Consider the following 17,918-nt stretch of genomic DNA (forward strand, 5'->3'; position numbering starts at 1 on the left):
TCGGATTCACTGCGATAGGACCGGTAAGGGTATCATGCGGCCATCTCCCCCGTATCTTGGCAACTGTCGATGGCGCGCAGCAAAAGTAGTTCCCGCTGGCTGCGGGAGCACTTCGATGATCCTTATGTGAAGAAAGCCCAGGCCGAAGGCCTGCGCTCGCGCGCCGTCTTCAAGCTGGAAGAGCTGATCGACAAGGATCGCCTGCTCAAGCCCAATATGCGGGTGGTCGACCTGGGAGCCGCCCCGGGCGGATGGTCGCAGCTGGTGCGCCAGCGCCTGGGCGATACCGGCCACGTGGTGGCCATGGACATCCTGCCCATGCAGGGCATCGGCGGCGTGGACTTCCTCCAGGGCGATTTCCGCGAGGAATCGGTGCTGCGCGAGCTGGAAAGCCGCCTGCAAGGCCAGCAGGTCGATCTTGTGCTGTCTGATATGGCCCCCAATATGAGTGGTGTGGCCCTGTCGGATCAGATCCGGGCAATGGACCTGGCCGAGCTGGCGCTGGATTTCAGCCGCCAGTGGCTCAAGCCCGGCGGCTCGTTTCTGATCAAATTGTTCCAGGGCACAGGTTTTGACGACTACATCCGCAGCTTGCGCGCAGACTTCACCCGCGTAACGATGCGTAAACCCAAGGCCTCCCGCGCACGTTCGCGGGAGGTGTATGCATTGGCCGTGGGGCGAAAGATCCACGGCGGGCAATCCGGCGAGAACCGTGCATGAATGAAATGGCGAAAAACCTGCTGCTCTGGCTGATCATCGCGGTGGTCCTGCTCACCGTGTTCCAGAGCTTCAACCCGCATGGCGCCTCCTCGTCGGACCTGCCTTACAGCAGCTTCGTGCAGAGCGTCGACAACGGGAACGTGGCCTCGGCCAACATCAGTGCCGACCAGCCGGCCGCCATCAGCGGCAAGCTGAAGGACGGCAGCTCGTTCCGCACCGTCGCGCCGGTCCTGGGCTGGTCCACCAACGGGGTGGTCAAGCAGATGCAGGACAAGGGCGTGGAGGTCCGCCAGGAGCCGTCCAACAACGGCTTCTCGCTGCTCGGCCTGCTGCTCAACTGGCTGCCCATCATCCTGATCGTCGGCGTGTTCATCTGGTTCATGCGCCAGATGCAGGCCGGTGCCGGTGGTCGCGGCGCCATGAGCTTCGGCCGCTCGCGCGCCAAGCTGCAGGGCGAGGATCAGATCAAGGTCAATTTCAGCGACGTCGCCGGTTGCGATGAAGCGAAGGAAGAAGTCGGCGAGCTGGTCGAGTTCCTGCGCGATCCGGGCAAGTTCCAGAAGCTGGGCGGCAAGATTCCGCGCGGCGTGCTGATGGTCGGCCCTCCGGGTACCGGCAAGACGCTGCTGGCCAAGGCCATTGCCGGCGAAGCGAAGGTGCCGTTCTTCTCGATCTCCGGCTCGGACTTCGTTGAAATGTTCGTAGGCGTTGGCGCCAGCCGCGTGCGCGACATGTTCGAGCAGGCCAAGAAGCACGCGCCGTGCATCATCTTCATCGACGAAATCGACGCCGTCGGCCGCCATCGCGGCGCCGGTCTCGGCGGCGGCCATGACGAGCGCGAGCAAACGCTCAACCAGCTGCTGGTGGAAATGGACGGTTTCGAGGGCACCGAAGGTGTCATCGTGATCGCCGCCACCAACCGTCCCGACGTGCTCGATCCGGCGCTGCTGCGCCCGGGTCGCTTCGACCGCCAGGTCGTGGTGGGCCTGCCGGACGTGAAGGGCCGTGAGCAGATCCTCAAGGTCCACATGCGTCGCGTGCCGACCGCGGCGGACGTCGATGCGATGACGATTGCCCGCGGCACGCCCGGCTTCTCCGGCGCCGATCTGGCCAACCTGGTGAACGAGGCTGCGTTGTTCGCCGCCCGCGAGAACGCCCGCGACGTGCGCATGAGCCACCTGGACAAGGCGCGCGACAAGATCCTGATGGGTGCCGAGCGCCGCTCGATGGCGATGAGCGAAGACGAGAAGAAGTTGACCGCGTATCACGAAGCCGGTCATGCCATCGTCGGTCGCCTGGTGCCCGAGCACGATCCGGTCTACAAGGTCACCATCATCCCGCGCGGTCGCGCGCTGGGCGTGACGATGTACCTGCCGGAAGGCGACAAGTACAGCATGAACCGGGTGGCGATCGAATCGCAGCTGTGCTCGCTGTACGGCGGTCGCGTGGCCGAGGCGTTGATCTTCGGCGAAGACAAGGTGACCACCGGCGCATCCAACGATATCGAGCGCGCCACCAAGATGGCTCGCAACATGGCCACCAAGTGGGGCCTGTCCGATGTGCTCGGTCCGGTGACCTACGGCGAGGACGAGGACGAAGTGTTCCTGGGCCGCGCGGTGACGCAGCACAAGAACGTCTCCAATGAAACCGCGAGCAAGATCGACGAGGAAGTGCGTGCCATCCTCGACCGCAACTACGCCCGCACCAAACAGCTGCTGACCGACAACATCGACAAGCTGCACGTGATGGCCGATGCGCTGCTGCAGTACGAGACCATCGATGCGCGTCAGATCGACGACATCATGGCCGGCCGCGTGCCGGGTCCGCCGGCGGACTGGTCGAAGAACTCCAGCACCGGTTCCACGCCGCCGCCTCCGCCGCCGCGTGGCGACACGGGCGCCAAGGTGGGCGATCCGGCCACGCAGAGCCGTATCGCGGATCGCTGATCGCGGTTTGCATGCTTCGAAGAAAGGCGGCCCTGGGGCCGCCTTTTTTTGTGGGCTAACCGGGCATGTAGACGAGCGCAGCAGGTACGCGTCATTCAGCGCGATGGGTGTCTCAACGAGGCGGGTTCAGCGCGTTCCTTTGTGGGAGCGCACTCGTGCGCGACGCAGCGTTGGGATGTATCGCTCCGTCGGCTTGTCGCGCACAAGTGCGCTCCCACAAAGTTATGTGTGTTTTTTGCCTGCAAGGTGTAGCCGAAAGAGCGGCAGAAGGCTAAAATAAGCGGCTCGAGTGAAGTGCACTCATCGCCGAACGTGAAGATTTCCACACGGCAATGAAAAAAATCTGAAAAAAAGAGTTGACGCACCGCCCTCGAATCTGAATAATTCCGCTTCTCGCTTCGGCGCTTTCCACTTCGGTGGTTAAGCGACAAGGCAAAAGTTTTAAAACGCGCCCGTAGCTCAGTTGGATAGAGTACCAGGCTACGAACTTGGTGGTCGGGAGTTCGAATCTCTCCGGGCGCGCCATACAACCGCAAGTCGTGATGCTCGCATCACGGTTTGCACCGCAAGGCAGTCGATCGCCAGGCGGACCGAGCGTAACGTTGGAAGTTCGGTTGCTTTGATACGGATTGACTAGGCTAGGCGTCACCCGTAGCATTTCAAAGCTTCAGCCCGTATCGGTTGAAGGTTTCGAAATCGGGGTATAGCTCAGCCTGGTAGAGCGCCAGCTTTGGGAGCTGGATGTCGGGGGTTCGAATCCCTCTGCCCCGACCATGCAGATGCTATTGCACCATGTGCACAAGCGCCTGTAGCTCAACCGGATAGAGCATCGGCCTTCTAAGCCGACGGTTGCAGGTTCGATTCCTGTCGGGCGCGCCAGTTCAAGTTTTGCGGTGGATGTAGCTCAGCTGGTTAGAGCATCGGATTGTGATTCCGAGGGTCGTGGGTTCGAGTCCCATCTTCCACCCCAGTTGACCAGTAAGTACAAACAGTTTCAGGGCCGTTAGCTCAGTTGGTAGAGCAGTTGACTCTTAATCAATTGGTCGAAAGTTCGAATCTTTCACGGCCCACCAATTCGAAAGGCACCTAGAGAAATCTAGGTGCCTTTTGTTTTGCGCGCCTGGTGGCGGCGGGCCATGTCCTTACACGTACTGCATCTTCACTGTCATGCCGCCGTCGACGACGAAGTGCTGGCCGGTCACGAACGACGATTGCGTCGATAGCAAATAGACGGCCAAAGCGCCGATGTCTTCCGGCGTGCCGACGCGGCCGGCGGGGTGTTGCGCGTGGTCGCGGCGGCTGAGTTTCGGGGCGGATCGTTCGGCGGGTTCGCGCCAGGCATCGGTAGCGATCCAGCCGGGGAGGATCGCGTTGGTGCGCACGTCGGGCCCTGCGCTGATCGCCAGGGCATGGGTGAATGCAAGCAGGCCGCCCTTGGTGGCGGCGTAGGCTTCCGAATCCGCTTCGGACTGCAACGCGCGGGTGGACGCGATGTTCACGATGGCGCCACGATGCCGGCTCAGTTCCGCCAGTGCGTGCTTGGCGCAGAGGAATGCGCCGGTGAGGTTGGTGGAAAGGTAGCGATTCCACTGGTCGAGCGACAGTTCGGTGAGTGGTCCCGTGTGCGGGCTCGCGATGCCGGCGTTGTTTACCAACCCGTCGATGCGGCCGAATTGCCTGAGCGCCGAAGCGGTCCATCGTTTCACGATGGGTTCGCGAGAGACATCGAGTGTGGCGAAGCCGGCGCGTTTGCCGACCTTCCACTCGTCGAGGCAAGCCTTGCCTGCGGCGGCATTCAAGTCGCCGATGAAAACGTTGCCGCCCGCGCCAAGCACGGCCTGCGCGATGCCGCGGCCGATGCCTTGCGCGCCTCCGGTGACGAGGATGGTCTTGCCTTTGAGTGGCTGGGCGTCGAACGGCGTGATGTCGGGCGTTTGCGTCATGGGGGGGCGTCCCGGCGGGAAGGGGAACAGCTTGGCGAAGCTCGTGCAAAGACGAGGTCGACGACGTTCCGCGCGTGTTTTGACGGGCGCTGCGTGCATGCCCTCGTTTCCACCCCATCGGCCAAACGGCCTAAATCCGCGGGATCTGATTTGCGCGAGCCGCTGTCCGGATTCGCAGTTCCTTTGGCTGGACTGGGGTTGCCGTCTTCACGCCGTTCGCGGCGGCTGAAGTGCGGACGCATTTCTGCGGAATCCATGTGCGTCAAGACATAGAACGAATGGCTTTGTCAAGTTCTCTTGGGCCGTGGATATACTCGTAAGTGACGCAGTTCACACTTTGTCGCAGGGGGCCCGCCATGAAAGTTCTCTCACTGTTCTTTGCTATTTGCGTTGCAGCAGTACTGTCGGGCTGTGCCACGGGGCGTGGCTCGACCGAGGCGCCAAGGATCGATCCGGCCGCGCAGGCGGTATCCACCTACAAGATCGGTGTGGACGACCAACTGCAGGTCACGGTCTGGCAGAACCCCGATCTCAGCGTCAGCGTACCGGTGCGGCCGGACGGCAAGATCACCGTGCCGCTGATCGGCGACGTGATGGCCGGCGGCAAGACGCCCGAGGAAGTGGCTGCGGAGATCAAGGAAAAGCTGCAGTCCTATGTGCGCGACCCGCAGGTCGCCGTGATCCTCACCGCTTTGCGCAGTCATGAGTATCTGTCGCGCGTCCGCGTGACCGGTGCCGTGCGCACGCCGGTATCCATTCCGTATCGCCAGGGCATGACCGTGCTCGACGCGGTGCTGGCCGCCGGCGGCACCACCGAGTTTGCCGCACCCGATCGAACCGAGCTGTATCGCGAAGGCAAGAACGGCGTGACCACGCCTTATGCGGTGCGTCTGGACAACGTGCTGCAGAAGGGCGATCTCGCCACCAATTACCCCGTGCAACCCGGGGATGTTGTCACCGTACCGATGCGCGCGTTTTAACGCCGCTCTCAGGGGAAGGGAGGACGTCGCCATGAGTGGAGAACTCAGGCCGATGGCAAGCCTTGTGCCGGCACTGATCAACGAGGCGCGCCGACGCCGCCTCATGCTGGGTATCGCGTTTGCCTTGATCGCACTGGCCGCACTGACGGCCGGCATGCTCTGGCCACGCAAGTACGTCGCTTCGACGACGATTCTTGCGCAGGAAAGCAGCATCATCACGCCGTTGATGGAAGGCGCCGCCGCGCCGACGGCGAACAAGAATCGCGCCAACATGGCACGCGACGTGATCTTCAGCCGCAAGGTGATGGCAAAGATCCTCGAAGCGGGCGGTTGGATGGCCACCAATCCTTCGCCGGTGGAACAGGACCGTCTGGCCGAGGCGATCAAGTCGCGCACGCAGGTACAGATCACACGCGACAACCTGATCACTATCGCCTACAGCGACAACAACGCCAAGCGCACGTTCGAAGTGGCGCGTGCGTTCGCCCAGCTGTTCATCAGCGAAAGCCTGACCTCGAAGCAGCGCGAGAGCCGCGAGGCCTACGAGTTCATCAACAGCCAGGTCGAGGCCTATCGCGCCAAGCTGACCGATGCCGAGGACAAGCTGAAGGCGTATCGCGACGCCAACGCGGATGCACGTCCCGGCAGCGAGGCCGATACCGCGGCGCGCATCAGCCAGTTGCGCACGCAGATCGAATCGGCGCGGATGGACATGATGGAGCGCCGTTCGATGGAGGGCTCGCTGGCCTCGCAACTCAACGGCGAATCGGAAGTGAACACGGTGCAGACCGCCAATGGCGTGCTGCAGGCGCAACTGGGGGAACTGCAGGCGCAGCTCAACAAGTTGCAGTTGACCTATACCGACTCCTATCCGGACGTGGTGCGCATCCGTCATCAGATCGACGATCTGAAAAAACAGCTCGCTGTCGCCGACCAACGCCAGCAGGCCGGCACGCCTACCGCGCTGGATAGCAACGTGATGTTCAACCCGGCCTACCAGCAGATCAAGACGCAGCTGGCCACGGCCCGTGCAGCGAGTGCTTCGGCGGCGGCCCGCATGGGCGCGAGCGAATCGATGTTGCAGGCGGAGTTGCAGCGTAGTGCACGCATCGCCAATTCGGAGAACGTCACTGCCGAGCTGACCCGCGATTACAACGTCAACCGCGACGTCTACCAGGATCTGCTCAAGCGCCGCGAGAACGCACGCGTGTCGATGAATCTCGACGCCGAGCAGCGTGGCCTGAACTTCCTGGTGCAGAACCCGGCGGTGATGCCGCTTTCGCCCACGGGCTTGCGCTTCCTGCATTTCGGTCTGGCCGGCATGGGCCTTTCCCTGGCGCTGCCGCTGGGCCTGCTGGTTGCGCTGGTGTGGTTCGACCCGCGCGTGCGTTCGGTATGGCAGCTGGAGCAGGCCATCGGCACGCCGGTACTCGCCTCGATTCCGTTCTACCCGACGCCGGGCGATCGCCGTCGCGATCGCATGCGCAACACGATCGTGGGCTTGATCGTGATCGGGGTGGGCGCTGTCTATCTCATTGCCGTCTGGATTCGGCTGAAGGGATGACCATGAAAAACCTGGAAGACGACAACATGTCCGAACGCATCAGCGAAGTGCTGGAAGCCGCCGCGCACAATCTGGAACTGCGCAAGACCTCGAGCCAGTCGATCGCGCGCATGCATGAAGCCGGTGGGGCGCTTGCGCCGATCCAGCTCGAGCAGCGGCGGATGATCCATCGCGAGGAATCGGTGCGGCAACAATCCGATGCCTTCCGCGAGATCCGCACGCGCCTGCTGGCGATGGGTGGCAACCACAATTTCGTGACCCTGGTGGTGGCCGTGAGCCCCGGCTCGGGCAGCAGCTTCGTGGCGCGCAACCTGGCCGCGGCATTCGCCTTCGACGAAGCCAAGACCAGCCTGCTGATCGACTGCAACGTGCGCTACCCGAACCAGCACAAGGTGATGGGCATCGAACCGGCGCGAGGCGGGCTGATCGACCTGATGGACCATCCGGCCATCGGCATCGAATCGATCATCTACCACACCGGCGTGCCGCACCTGCGCTTGATTCCCGCCGGCAAGTCGCGCGAGAGCAGCAGCGAGTACTTCACCTCGCATCGCATGCGCGCGGTGATCGACTCGCTGCGGTCGCGCTACGCCGATCGTTACATCTTCCTCGACGGTCCTTCGATCAAGGGGGCGCCGGATGCGCGCATCCTGGCCGACCTGGCCGATTTCGTGGTGGTGGTGGCTGGCTACGGAAAGGACACGCCGGGCGCTATCAGCCAGGCACTGAGTCATTTCGAGCCGAGCAAGCTCGCAGGAGTGGTGTTCAACCAAGCGCCCTAGACAGTTAGGGGAGGAGGTGCCGTCACAGGGTGGGGCGGTACCTCGAGGGAAACGGTCAGAGGAAAGGATATGCCGGCTTACAACAGGCTCGCTCGCGCCACCATGATCGCGCTCGTCGTCGTGCCTGGCAGTGCCTGGGCAGGTGACTTCGCGTATTCGGTGTTCGGCAGCGTGGAGCACAGCGACAACATTGCGTTGTCCACGGACGATCCGCAAAGCACCAATGTGTATGTGCCCGGTGTCAACTTCGCCTATCGGCAACTGGGTTCCACGTTCCAGGCAAACGTGCTCGGCACGGTGGAATACCTCGACTACAGCAACAAGAACTTCGACAGCCAGGTGCTGGGCACGCTGGGCGCGCAGGCGAACTGGACGGTGATCCCGCAGCGGCTGGACTTCACCATCGAGGACGACGCGGGCGTGCAGCCGGTGGATTCGCTGGCCAGCAACTCGCCCGAGAACCAGCAGCAGACCAACGTGATTGCGCTGGGGCCCGTGCTGCACTTCCAGTTCAACGAAGCCACGCGCGGACAGGCGGAGCTGAAGTACCTCAACAGCTACGCATCGAAGGTGGACGATTTCGATTCCTCTCGCGGGCTGGGGGCTTTCCGGGTAATCCGCGATGTGAGCCCGACCACCCAGGTATCGTTGAACGTGGAGTCTCAGCGCGTCGACCTGAAGAACAACGATGCGGGTCCGGATTACACCCGCAACGAGTTCTACGTGCACTACGTGCATACGCTGCGCGATTTCGACGTGGATGCTTCGCTGGGTTGGGCCTACATCGACTTCACCCATGCGCCGAGTGCGTCCAAGCCGATGGCGAACGTCACCTTGGGCTGGCGTGCCAGTGTCGACAACAGCTTCAGCCTGACCGGGCGTTACGAGTTCTCGGACGCGGCGCAGGACATGCTGTTGCAGCCCGGCCAGACCATCGTCGACAGCATGACCAACGTGTCGGCCAACCCGCTGGACCTGATCAACGATCCGACCCGGGGCGGCATCAACACCGGCACCATGGTGGTCGATTCGGACGTCTACCTGGATCAGAGCCTGGAAGCGACCTACAGCTATCGCGGCGATCGCTTGTCGGTCACGGTGCAGCCGCTGTACCGAAAGTTGTCCTATCTGAACGACACCACGTTCAACCAGAAGGAAAAGAGCGGCGCGGTCAGTATCGAATACCGGTTGCGGCCGACCTACTATCTCACCGCCTTCGGCAACTACCAGCATCTCGATTACACCAACATCGATCGCACGGACAAGACGACGCGCTTCGGTTTGGCGCTCAGCCACGAGTTCACCAAGCACTGGAGCTGGCGCGCCGCCTATACCCGGCAGATACGCAACAGTACCGCGATCCAGCAGAGCTACCACGAGAACGAGATCCTGTTCTCCATGGTGTATCAGCGATGAAAGCGCGCATCGAAGCCGAGCTGCCGTTCTACTTCGGTCCGGGAAAGGAGCTGTTCGGCTTCTATCATCCGGCTGCCGCGGTCACGGGTACGGCGGTGTTGCTGTGTCCTCCGTTCGGCGTCGAGCAGATCCGCTGCCATCGGCTGTATCGCCAGTTGGCGCACAGCCTGGCGGAGAGCGGTCTGCCCGTGTTGCGCTTCGACTATTTCGGTACCGGCGATTCGGCCGGGGACAGCCATGCGTTCGAGTGGCCGCGTTGCCTGGCCGACGTGGCGACGGCGGCGGCCGAACTGCGTCTTCGCCATGGCGGCGGTCGCTTGCTCGCGTTTGGTGCGCGACTGGGTGCCAACGCGGCGCTGGCCGCCGCACAGACGGCGCGGCTCGATGGCGTGGTGGCGTGGGATGCGATCACCGATGGCGCAGCGCTGGTACGGCAGTACGACAGCATGGAGGCATCGCTCAAGGTCGACTTGAACCGCTTCGAGGTGGCCCGGCCGGATCTCGACGTGAGTACGCAGTGGCCCGGCTTCGAGACCAGCGAACGCCTGCGTTCGCAGTTGCTGGAGTTGCGCCTGCTCGATCCGGGCATCGCCTCGGCATGGCTCACGTCCTCGTCGCCCGATGAGGCCTCGCGCCTGGGCGAGCCCTACGCGAGCAGGCAGGTTGGCGTCGATGTGGCGCCGCGCTGGGACGACGTCAATGGCCTGGAGCTGGCGATCCTTTCGCATCCGCTGCTCGAGGCGGCCCGCCGCCACCTGAAGGAGATGGCGTGATGCATGAGCAGGCTTTCCGCTTTGGCGCCGCGCGGCATCTGGTCGGCGTGGTGGGTTTGCCTCCCGTCATCGAGCACGGCGTGGGCATGATTCTGTTGAATGCCGGCATGGTGTATCGGGTGGGGCCGTTCCGCCTGCACGTGGAGCTGGCGCGGCGGCTCAACAGCCTGGGTTACCCCACGCTGCGCTTCGATCAATCCACCATCGGCGACAGCGGCGCCAGCGGGCAGCGGCTGTCGCGGCCCGAGCAGGTACTCGCCGATGTGCGCGATGCGATGGAGCTGTTGAAGCAGCAATCGGGCTGCACGCGCTTTGTGCTGTTCGGCTTGTGCTCCGGTGCGCAGAACGCGCATTCCACGGCTTATGTCGATCAACGCGTGGCGGGTGCGTTCTTTCTCGATGGCTATGGCCATCGCACGCTCGGTCAGCGGGTGCGCCATTACCTGCCGCGCCTGTTGAGCCTTTCGGTGTGGCGCCAGCGTTTCGCCCGCCGCCGCACGCCCGTGGCGGCACGTCCCGCCGAGCCCGCGTTCGAGGTGGAACCGTTGCCGCCGAAGATCGTGCGCGCGCAACTGGCCGAGATGCTCCATCGCGGACTCAAGCTCGACTTCATCTACAGCGGGGGCGTGGCGCGCTATTTCAACCACGTGCGCCAGTTCCGCGAGTGCTTCGGGCGTCTTGCCGATCACCCCTGCGTGAGCGTCAGTTACTTCAAGGAAGCGGACCACACCTACGTCCTCAGCGGTGACCGCCAGCGCCTGCTCGACCATGTGGCGCAGTGGATGGGTCACCACTTTCCCATCACCCGAACAGGGTCGTCAGCATGAACAAGGTACTCGTCACCGGCGGCGCCGGTTATATCGGAAGCCATGTCGTACAGCAGCTGACCTCGCGTGGCGAGTATGTGGTGGTCATCGACAACCTCAGCTCGGGCTATCGCGAAGCGGTGCAGGGCGCCGAGCTGGTGGTGGGTAACGTTGGCGATACCGCACTGGTGGCGTCGGTGCTTCAGCACCATGGCATCGACGCGGTGATGCATTTTGCCGCGCACACGGTGGTGCCCGAGTCGGTGAGCGATCCGCTCAAGTACTACGGCAACAACACCTGCAATACGCGCAACCTGCTCGCTGCCTGCGCGGAAGCGGGCGTGAGCAAGTTCATCTTCTCGTCCACCGCCGCAGTGTATGGCCTGACCGCGCACGGCGTGGCGGATGAGGACACGCCCACCCAGCCCGCCAACCCGTATGGCCGCTCCAAGCTGATGTCGGAGATGATGCTGTGCGACCACTGTGCGACCGGCGCGATGCGTCATGTGATCCTGCGCTATTTCAATGTGGCCGGTTGCGATCCGAAGGGACGCATCGGCCATTCGGCGCCCTCGGCTACGCTGTTGATCAAGGCGGCGTGCGAGCACGCGGTGGGCAAACGCGAGTCCCTGGCCATCTACGGCACGGACTACAACACGCCCGACGGCACCGGCATCCGCGACTACATCCATGTGGAAGACCTGGCCACGGCGCACCTGCGCGCACTCGATCATCTGCGCGAGGGTGGCACCTCGCTCAAGCTCAATTGCGGCTACGGCCACGGCTACAGCGTGCGCGAGGTGCTCGATTCGGTGGCCCGCGTGGGCGGGCATCCGCTGAATATCGTGGAGCTGCCACGGCGCGAGGGCGACCTGGGCATGCTTATCGCCTGCAGCGATCGCCTCAAACAGGTGCTGGACTGGCAGCCGCAGTACGACGATCTGGATTTCATCGTGCGCACGGCCTTGCTGTGGGAACGCAAGATGGTGAGCAAGCGCGTGCCGCTATCGTCGGTGGCGTGATGAAGTGGATGGTTCCAGCGGCAGGTCCGGGCTCCGTGCGGGCATGCCGAGGCGATGTCTTCGTGGTGCTGTGGTTGATGCTGCTGTTGCTGCCGGTGGCGTGCTGGTCGGCCACGCCGTCGGGCCGGTCGGCGTCATCGAAGGTTCCCGGCGCAACCGCGGTGCGGGCGCCGGCGGATAGCGCCGCCGAGCAGCGGATCGTGGTGCATCAGAACGTCGGCGACGCGACCGATGTGCGCGTGTCGGTGGGTATCCCGTTTCCGCCGTCCGCCCTGCATGACGTCCATCAGCTGCGCATCCTGGATGCGGCCGGCAACGAGGTGCCGTCGCATGCCGACGTTACGCTGCTCTGGTATGCGCGCGATCGCAGCATCCGGGCGGTGCGCATGCAGTTTCATGCGCAGCTGGTGAAGGGCGAGGGCACCTATTACTTCTCGATCGGCAAGCCGCGCACGCGCGACGCGCCGGGCTGGCCGTATGTGCAGGAACTGGTGGCCGACGCCCATGGCGTGCGCGTCGCCGCGGCCTTGGCCACGCTGGAGCCCACCTGGTTGTGCGCATCGCTGATCGCCGGCCCGCAGACGCCTGCCGTCAAGGGCGAAGCCTATGCGAACTACGTATCGACCCAGTTCGAATGGGCCAGGAAGTTGCCGGTGGAAGATCACACGGCATGGCTGTTCGATCGTCCGACCGCCTTGTTCAAGGCTTATGTGCGCACCGGCCGTTTCGATTACCTGCAGGCCGCCGATCAGAGCTATCACTTCTACATGAAGTACATCAAACGGGATGGACTGCCGTTCAGTCCGTTCTGTGGCGGTGGCTGGACGTATGGCAAGGAACCGTGCGACGTGAAGTACGTCTACGTCGAACCCATCCTGCTGGCGCTGGCGCTCACGGGTGACGACAGCGAGCACGACGCCGAGACCGTCGACAAGATGGTCACGCTCTGGCAGCACGGCGGCTGGAGCGGTACGCCCGGCCCGTACACCGGCCCGGGCGAACGTTTCACCGAGCGGCTGGCCGGCCTCGGCTTGCTGGCCACCATCAATGCGTACGAACTGACCGGAGACGCCCGCTATCTGGGCTATGCCCGCGAGCGGGTGGGCTGGCTGTACGACCACCAGCGCAGCAATCCCGACAAGCTCGGCGACGACGGCTCGTGGCGCAACAGCTGGAACCTCCATGAGGACGATGCCTGGCATCCCGATCACGACGTGCGCGGATCCTCGCCATGGATGAGCGAGAACATCATCGACGGCCTGTGGCATACCTGGCTGGTGACGGGCGACCGTCGCATTCCGGAGATGATCACGGCGTTCGGGCGCTACATGGAGCGCTACGGCTGGATCGACGTGAACACCATCGTGCAGGGACATGAGTGGCGCAACCCCTGCTCAGGCGACAACGGACAGATCGCCTGGTACTGGGCCTCGTCCAAGGTCCCGCGCAGCAAGCTGGCCGATATCGAGGATTCGGACGGCTGGTACAGCGATGCACACAACGTGGAACTGGTGATGCCGGTGGCGGCAGCCTACTACTTCGAACGCGATGCCAAGCAAAGCGATGCGTTGAAGCGGCGCCTGGAAGCGCTGTCATCGTCGTACAACACCGAATGCGCGCAGATCGGCGAAACATTGCGCCGCTTCAACTGGAACAACCGTGGCAGCGGCGTGGCGATGTGGCTGCTGCAGCAACCGCCGGGAAGCGGATCGATGTCGCCGTTGGCGGCGCATCCTTCACCGTAGCGTTGATGTGACATGCAAGGGTATGAACAGGGGCAGGTGTAGATGAATCGTCGGATGGCAGCACTTCGGAGCATGGCGCTGGTGTCGGTTTCCACCTATGTGGAATACGCGCTGGGCCTGTTCATCAGCGTGTGGATTGCCCGCGCGCTGGGTCCGGCTGACTTTGGTCGTTACGCTTTCACGGTGTGGTTGTGCGGCTGGCTGATGGTGTGCAGCAACCACGCCCTGACCACCTCGTCGACCAAGTTCATCGCCGAAGCCTACGGCGCGGATCAGCCCGAGGTTGCCTCGCATATTTCCCAGCGCTTGATGCGCATCCAGTTGTGGAGCTGTGCGGTCGTCATCGCGCTGTTCTTCGCTGGCGTGGCCATCGTCCAGCCGCAGGAATGGGCGGGCTTCATCGTGCCCATTTCGGTGCTGGTGGCCATCGGCGTGGTCGCCAAGGCGAACTACAGCCTGTTGGTGGCGATATCGAAAGGGCAGGAACGTTTCGAGCCGGTGTCGATCGCCACGGTGATCTCGGGCGTGATCATGCTCGCGCTGGTGGGGCTGGCTACCTGGTTTCGCGGGGGACTGCTCACCTTCGTCGGCATCTTCGCCATCTCCTGCCTCACGCTGAACCTGATCAATCGCCTGGCTTATCGGCACTACTGCCTGCCGTTCGAAGTCGGTGCAGTGCCAGCGGAGATGTCCATGCGCATGACGCGCCACCTGCGCCTCACGGCGGTGCTGGTCCTGCTGATTGCGCTGAAGACGAACACCATCGAAGTGTTCCTGCTCAACACCTACGCCAACTCCACGGCGGTGGGCTTCTTCGCCATCGCGGGGACGCTCACACGCGGCGCGGTGGAGCTGTTTTCTGTGGGCCTGACCACCACGCTGCTGCCCTATATGGCGCGGGCTTTCGGGCAGCGCGGACATTCGCAGGCGACACGGGTGCTGTCGGAGGCGACGCGCTTCTACTGGGCCACGGGCCTGATGATCGCCGGCCTGGGTTTCGTCACCACGCCAGGCCTGGTCACGCTGATGTATGGCAACAAGTATGTGGATGCGATCCCGGCGATCGAGGTGACGCTGGTGCTGGCGGGGTTGTTGCTGATCACCAACAGCATCGCGGCGTTCCAGGTGGTGACGGATCGCCAGGGCGATCGCCTGCGCATTTCTGCGGCGGCGTTGATCATCAACGTGGTGCTGGGTTTCAGCCTGATCCCGCATTTTGGCTTGCTGGGCGCGGTGCTCTGTTATGCCGGCACGCGGTTGGCGGAGCTGGCGATCTGCACGTTCTATATCCGTCGCGTGGCGAGTGCGGGGTTGCCGGTGGGGATGATGATGCGGCTGCTGGTGGTGGGCCTGGTGGCGACGGGTGCGGGTTGGCTGGTGGCGGAAGTCACGCCAGGGCATTTCGCTTTCATCACGGGGGCGGTGGCGTTTGTTGCGGTGTTCTTGCCGGCGAGTTTCCTGGTTCGCTATTGGAGTGAAGAAGACTTCCGGTTGATGGGGATGATTACGGATAAGTTGGGGCCGGTGGGGCGCGTGGCGAAGAGGGTGTTGGCGGTGTTGCAGGGGCCGGTGGCGCGGGCGCCTTGATTTTGGCTCCTCATCCTGGCGAATGCCGGGATCCCGAGCCTCGTGTTTGGTGCCGCGGTACCGCGATCGGGCCGCTTACGCAGCGGGCGTTTCGACTGCCTGCCGGCAGCCGAGTCACTTTTCTCTTGCTGGCCCAAGAGAAAAGTAACCCAAAGAGAATGGCCTCAAGAGCTGGCAGCATCGTGTTGAATCCAAGCGCGAACGCTCGCGGCGCGTCCCACCGGATCTCCATGGGAGGCTACCCCAGGGGTGCTTCAATGCGCTGCGCAACGCGCCCGAATCGCTGAGGACTTAAAGCGGAGGCTCGCTTCGCATCGCCCTTGGCTTGTCTTCGCGATGCATCCCACTTCTCCCTCCCCCGCCGGGGAGAGGGCCGGGGTGAGGGGCGGGTGCTCGCGAAAGCATCGCCAAGCCGAGCTTGGCTATTTGCTCTTGGCTTTTGGGGGTCCCCGTATGACGCGGCGGGTGGGTGAAGGATCAGCCCGCAGGGTGGCCGGCATGGATGCCGGCCAGTTTTTCGCCAGGGCAGGATGCCCTGTCGAAAAACCCCGTAGCCCACCCGCGCACCTGGAGGGCCAAAGGCCCGGAAGGCGCGTCATCCGGGGGCCCTTCTCTTTGGTTACTTTCTCTTGGGCAAGCAAGAGAAAGTGACCCGGCCTCCGGCAGGAGGACGGAAGCCCGCGGCAGGCGAGCCAGGTCGCGGCAGGGCGACAACCGAAGCGCAAAGTCACTGGATGACCAGCCATTCGGCTGTTGAAAAGCGCCTCCTGCCTTCGCAGGAATGACGAGCAAAAAGTGGCACGCCCACACGATGAGGCTAGGTTGGCCCCTCACCCCAACCCTGTCACATCCGGGAGAGGGTTGGGGTGAGGGGCGGGTGCTCGCGACAGACTTTAATTGTGCTTCTGCTCTTTTCTGCTGTGCAGAACTGTGGACCCTACGCCATCCTCTTCCTCATCGCTTCCCACGCGTAATGACACATGTGCTGCGAGGAAGAGAGCCAGCTGAGTTGGGCGATGTCGCGGTAGATGCGCCATTGCCAGCAGGCGGCGCGCCATTTGTCGGCGGAGACGGAGCCTTCGCGGACGCAGTAGTACGCCAGCGGCTGGTCGCCGGGGACGCAGGAGGCGGAGCCGGCGCGGCGGACCATTTCCAGCCAGAACACGTAGTCTTCGTGGCCGACAGCGCGGAAAGCGGCATCGCCCAGGCTGCGGTCGTAGAGGCCGGTGAGGTTGCCGATGTGGTTGCTGCGGAGCATCTGGGCGTAGCTGACGGTGGCCGGCGGGCGCACGGACGAAAGCAGGTGGCCGCGCTCGTTGACGCGGTCGTACGAGGTGTAGGAAACGCGGGCGCGCGTCTCTTCCATGTGTTCCATCTGCCATTCGAGCTTGCGCGGATGCCAGCCATCGTCGCTGTCGAGAAACGCGATGTGGCTGCCACGGGCCGCGGCGATGGCCGCATTGCGTGCGGCCGCCACGCCGCCGTTTTCCCTGGCGTGAATCACGCGTACGCGGTCGTCGACATCGGCCAGCGAGTCGAGCAGCACCGGCGTCTCGTCGGTGGAGCAGTCGTCCACGATCACCAGTTCCCACGACGCATAGGTCTGGGACAGCACCGAGGCCACCGCGCCCCGGATGTACTTCTCCGCGTTGTAGGCAGGCATCACCACGCTGACCAGGGCGGATGTCATGGCGATACCTCGGCGGGGCGCTTGCGGCCGATGAAATCGATCGAGGTCACGCACAGCCGCTCGGGCGGAATATGCGCGAACTGCGGATGCACCGGCATCGCGGCCAGCTCGGCCAGTCGTTTCTCACGGGCGCACTCGGTGTTGAGCACGATGTCGAAACCCACGGCCGTCGCGCGATCCACGAACTCATAGGCGCGCATCCGGTTCTGATACAGGAAGGCGTTGTCCCAGCGTCGCCACTCGCGATCGGAATACCTCAGGTAGTTGAGCTGGTTGATCTTGCTGTCGACATAGGCGTAGTGATCGCCGCAGTTCACCGAGTGGAACATGATGCCGCCTGGCGCCAGGATGCGCATGGCCTCGCGGAAGATCTCGTCCACTGCCTCGGGATTCACATGCTCGAGCACGCTGTTGGAAAAGACGCAATCGAGCTCGTGCGCGGGAATGCTGGTGCGCGAGGCATCGGCCGGGGCGTCGTAGACCACCACGCCATCGGTGGCAGCGGCGACATCGTCGTTCCGCTGCAGGCGCTCGACCAATTGCTGCTGCCGTTGGCGAACCTCATCTTCGGGAATGCCGCAAGCCTCGGCAATCAGCGCCGTATGGCGTCCGAGATTGCCCGCACATTCCCTCACCAGGTCAGGTTTGATATGTCGATTCAGGTCGACCGTGATGACCTGCCTGGCGCCACCCAGGTAGCAGGCAAACGGGAAGGTGGGATACCAGCCGCTGCCGATCTCGAACAGGCGGGCTCCCGCGATGGGAACACCGGCCTTGTGCAGATGCCCAGCCATCAGGCGCCAGTCGTCCATCTTGATGTCGAATTCGCGGGTGAAACCGCGCAAGCCGCCGAATCGACGCTGAAGCACGTAGTGCGCTTCCTCGCCGCCGGGCACGTGGCCCAGCACTTTCTGCAACACGCCTTTGGCTCGCCAATGCATCGC

14 protein-coding genes and 5 tRNA genes are annotated in these 17,918 nt (G+C 63.5%); 16 read left to right on the plus strand and 3 right to left on the minus strand.

Annotation, left to right across the window (positions count from 1 at the left end; translation table 11 throughout):
* Positions 1-69: 69 nt before the first annotated feature.
* The 7 genes from rlmE (at position 70) to ISP20_RS08635 (ending at position 3,739) form a co-directional block, all read left to right on the plus strand.
* The gene (gene rlmE / locus ISP20_RS08605) at positions 70-720 is read left to right on the plus strand and encodes a 23S rRNA (uridine(2552)-2'-O)-methyltransferase RlmE (RefSeq protein ID WP_204635631.1); all 651 of its coding nucleotides are present in this window, start codon (positions 70-72) and stop codon (positions 718-720) included.
* Positions 717-2,666 (plus strand): ATP-dependent zinc metalloprotease FtsH, encoded by a 1,950-nt coding sequence (ftsH, locus tag ISP20_RS08610; RefSeq protein ID WP_204635632.1) that lies wholly within the window; start codon positions 717-719, stop codon positions 2,664-2,666. The genes rlmE and ftsH overlap by 4 nt, the downstream gene beginning before the upstream one ends.
* A gap of 448 nt (positions 2,667-3,114) precedes the next feature.
* Positions 3,115-3,191, plus strand: a tRNA-Arg gene (locus ISP20_RS08615).
* Positions 3,192-3,363: 172 nt separating this feature from the next.
* Positions 3,364-3,440, plus strand: a tRNA-Pro gene (locus ISP20_RS08620).
* Positions 3,441-3,468: 28 nt separating this feature from the next.
* A tRNA-Arg gene (locus ISP20_RS08625) sits at positions 3,469-3,545 on the plus strand.
* A 14-nt stretch (positions 3,546-3,559) separates the two neighbouring features.
* A tRNA-His gene (locus ISP20_RS08630) sits at positions 3,560-3,636 on the plus strand.
* A 27-nt stretch (positions 3,637-3,663) separates the two neighbouring features.
* Positions 3,664-3,739: transfer RNA gene (locus ISP20_RS08635), tRNA-Lys, on the plus strand.
* Between the two features lie 69 nt (positions 3,740-3,808).
* Here the strand turns inward: ISP20_RS08635 and ISP20_RS08640 are convergent.
* Entirely contained in the window at positions 3,809-4,609 is an 801-nt protein-coding gene (locus tag ISP20_RS08640) for a glucose 1-dehydrogenase (protein ID WP_204635633.1), read from the minus strand.
* 356 nt (positions 4,610-4,965) lie between these two features.
* Here ISP20_RS08640 and ISP20_RS08645 point away from each other — a divergent pair, with 356 nt between their 5' ends.
* From ISP20_RS08645 to ISP20_RS08685, 9 genes are all read left to right on the plus strand, one after another.
* Complete coding sequence (locus tag ISP20_RS08645) at positions 4,966-5,589, plus strand: XrtA/PEP-CTERM system exopolysaccharide export protein (RefSeq protein ID WP_239535439.1); 624 nt, start codon at positions 4,966-4,968, stop codon at positions 5,587-5,589.
* A gap of 31 nt (positions 5,590-5,620) precedes the next feature.
* On the plus strand, positions 5,621-7,153 hold the full coding sequence (locus ISP20_RS08650) for an XrtA system polysaccharide chain length determinant (RefSeq protein ID WP_239535441.1): 1,533 nt from the start codon (positions 5,621-5,623) through the stop codon (positions 7,151-7,153).
* Between the two features lie 2 nt (positions 7,154-7,155).
* Positions 7,156-7,935, plus strand: a complete 780-nt coding sequence (locus ISP20_RS08655) for a P-loop NTPase family protein (RefSeq protein WP_239535443.1) — start codon at positions 7,156-7,158, stop codon at positions 7,933-7,935.
* A gap of 69 nt (positions 7,936-8,004) precedes the next feature.
* Positions 8,005-9,351 (plus strand): outer membrane beta-barrel protein, encoded by a 1,347-nt coding sequence (locus tag ISP20_RS08660; RefSeq protein WP_204635635.1) that lies wholly within the window; start codon positions 8,005-8,007, stop codon positions 9,349-9,351.
* Positions 9,348-10,124, plus strand: a complete 777-nt coding sequence (locus ISP20_RS08665; RefSeq protein ID WP_204635636.1) for a serine aminopeptidase domain-containing protein — start codon at positions 9,348-9,350, stop codon at positions 10,122-10,124. The genes ISP20_RS08660 and ISP20_RS08665 overlap by 4 nt, the downstream gene beginning before the upstream one ends.
* A complete protein-coding gene (locus tag ISP20_RS08670; protein ID WP_204635637.1) occupies positions 10,124-10,951 on the plus strand; it encodes an alpha/beta hydrolase family protein in 828 nt (275 codons plus the stop codon). Before ISP20_RS08665 ends, ISP20_RS08670 begins: the two co-directional genes overlap by 1 nt.
* Complete coding sequence (gene galE, locus ISP20_RS08675; protein WP_204635638.1) at positions 10,948-11,952, plus strand: UDP-glucose 4-epimerase GalE; 1,005 nt, start codon at positions 10,948-10,950, stop codon at positions 11,950-11,952. The genes ISP20_RS08670 and galE overlap by 4 nt, the downstream gene beginning before the upstream one ends.
* Positions 11,952-13,697 (plus strand): AGE family epimerase/isomerase, encoded by a 1,746-nt coding sequence (locus ISP20_RS08680; protein WP_239535445.1) that lies wholly within the window; start codon positions 11,952-11,954, stop codon positions 13,695-13,697. The genes galE and ISP20_RS08680 overlap by 1 nt, the downstream gene beginning before the upstream one ends.
* A 54-nt stretch (positions 13,698-13,751) precedes the next feature.
* A complete protein-coding gene (locus tag ISP20_RS08685; protein WP_204635639.1) occupies positions 13,752-15,284 on the plus strand; it encodes an oligosaccharide flippase family protein in 1,533 nt (510 codons plus the stop codon).
* A gap of 937 nt (positions 15,285-16,221) precedes the next feature.
* Here ISP20_RS08685 and ISP20_RS08690 read toward each other — a convergent pair.
* Positions 16,222-16,974 (minus strand): glycosyltransferase family 2 protein, encoded by a 753-nt coding sequence (locus ISP20_RS08690; protein ID WP_204635640.1) that lies wholly within the window; start codon positions 16,972-16,974, stop codon positions 16,222-16,224.
* Positions 16,971-17,915 (minus strand): class I SAM-dependent methyltransferase, encoded by a 945-nt coding sequence (locus ISP20_RS08695; RefSeq protein WP_204635641.1) that lies wholly within the window; start codon positions 17,913-17,915, stop codon positions 16,971-16,973. Before ISP20_RS08695 ends, ISP20_RS08690 begins: the two co-directional genes overlap by 4 nt.
* Positions 17,916-17,918 lie beyond the last annotated feature (3 nt).

The organism is Dyella kyungheensis (assembly GCF_016905005.1).
In the GTDB taxonomy this organism is placed as follows: domain Bacteria; phylum Pseudomonadota; class Gammaproteobacteria; order Xanthomonadales; family Rhodanobacteraceae; genus Dyella; species Dyella kyungheensis.

What these genes read in the sequence shown, in the direction of transcription:
- rlmE (WP_204635631.1), top strand. Translation starts at nt 70, where the DNA reads ATGGCGCGCAGCAAAAGTAGTTCCCGCTGGCTGCGGGAGCACTTCGAT.
- ftsH (WP_204635632.1), top strand. Translation starts at nt 717, where the DNA reads ATGAATGAAATGGCGAAAAACCTGCTGCTCTGGCTGATCATCGCGGTG.
- ISP20_RS08640 (WP_204635633.1), bottom strand. Translation starts at nt 4,609, where the DNA reads ATGACGCAAACGCCCGACATCACGCCGTTCGACGCCCAGCCACTCAAA.
- ISP20_RS08645 (WP_239535439.1), top strand. Translation starts at nt 4,966, where the DNA reads ATGAAAGTTCTCTCACTGTTCTTTGCTATTTGCGTTGCAGCAGTACTG.
- ISP20_RS08650 (WP_239535441.1), top strand. Translation starts at nt 5,621, where the DNA reads ATGAGTGGAGAACTCAGGCCGATGGCAAGCCTTGTGCCGGCACTGATC.
- ISP20_RS08655 (WP_239535443.1), top strand. Translation starts at nt 7,156, where the DNA reads ATGAAAAACCTGGAAGACGACAACATGTCCGAACGCATCAGCGAAGTG.
- ISP20_RS08660 (WP_204635635.1), top strand. Translation starts at nt 8,005, where the DNA reads ATGCCGGCTTACAACAGGCTCGCTCGCGCCACCATGATCGCGCTCGTC.
- ISP20_RS08665 (WP_204635636.1), top strand. Translation starts at nt 9,348, where the DNA reads ATGAAAGCGCGCATCGAAGCCGAGCTGCCGTTCTACTTCGGTCCGGGA.
- ISP20_RS08670 (WP_204635637.1), top strand. Translation starts at nt 10,124, where the DNA reads ATGCATGAGCAGGCTTTCCGCTTTGGCGCCGCGCGGCATCTGGTCGGC.
- galE (WP_204635638.1), top strand. Translation starts at nt 10,948, where the DNA reads ATGAACAAGGTACTCGTCACCGGCGGCGCCGGTTATATCGGAAGCCAT.
- ISP20_RS08680 (WP_239535445.1), top strand. Translation starts at nt 11,952, where the DNA reads ATGAAGTGGATGGTTCCAGCGGCAGGTCCGGGCTCCGTGCGGGCATGC.
- ISP20_RS08685 (WP_204635639.1), top strand. Translation starts at nt 13,752, where the DNA reads ATGGCAGCACTTCGGAGCATGGCGCTGGTGTCGGTTTCCACCTATGTG.
- ISP20_RS08690 (WP_204635640.1), bottom strand. Translation starts at nt 16,974, where the DNA reads ATGACATCCGCCCTGGTCAGCGTGGTGATGCCTGCCTACAACGCGGAG.
- ISP20_RS08695 (WP_204635641.1), bottom strand. Translation starts at nt 17,915, where the DNA reads ATGCATTGGCGAGCCAAAGGCGTGTTGCAGAAAGTGCTGGGCCACGTG.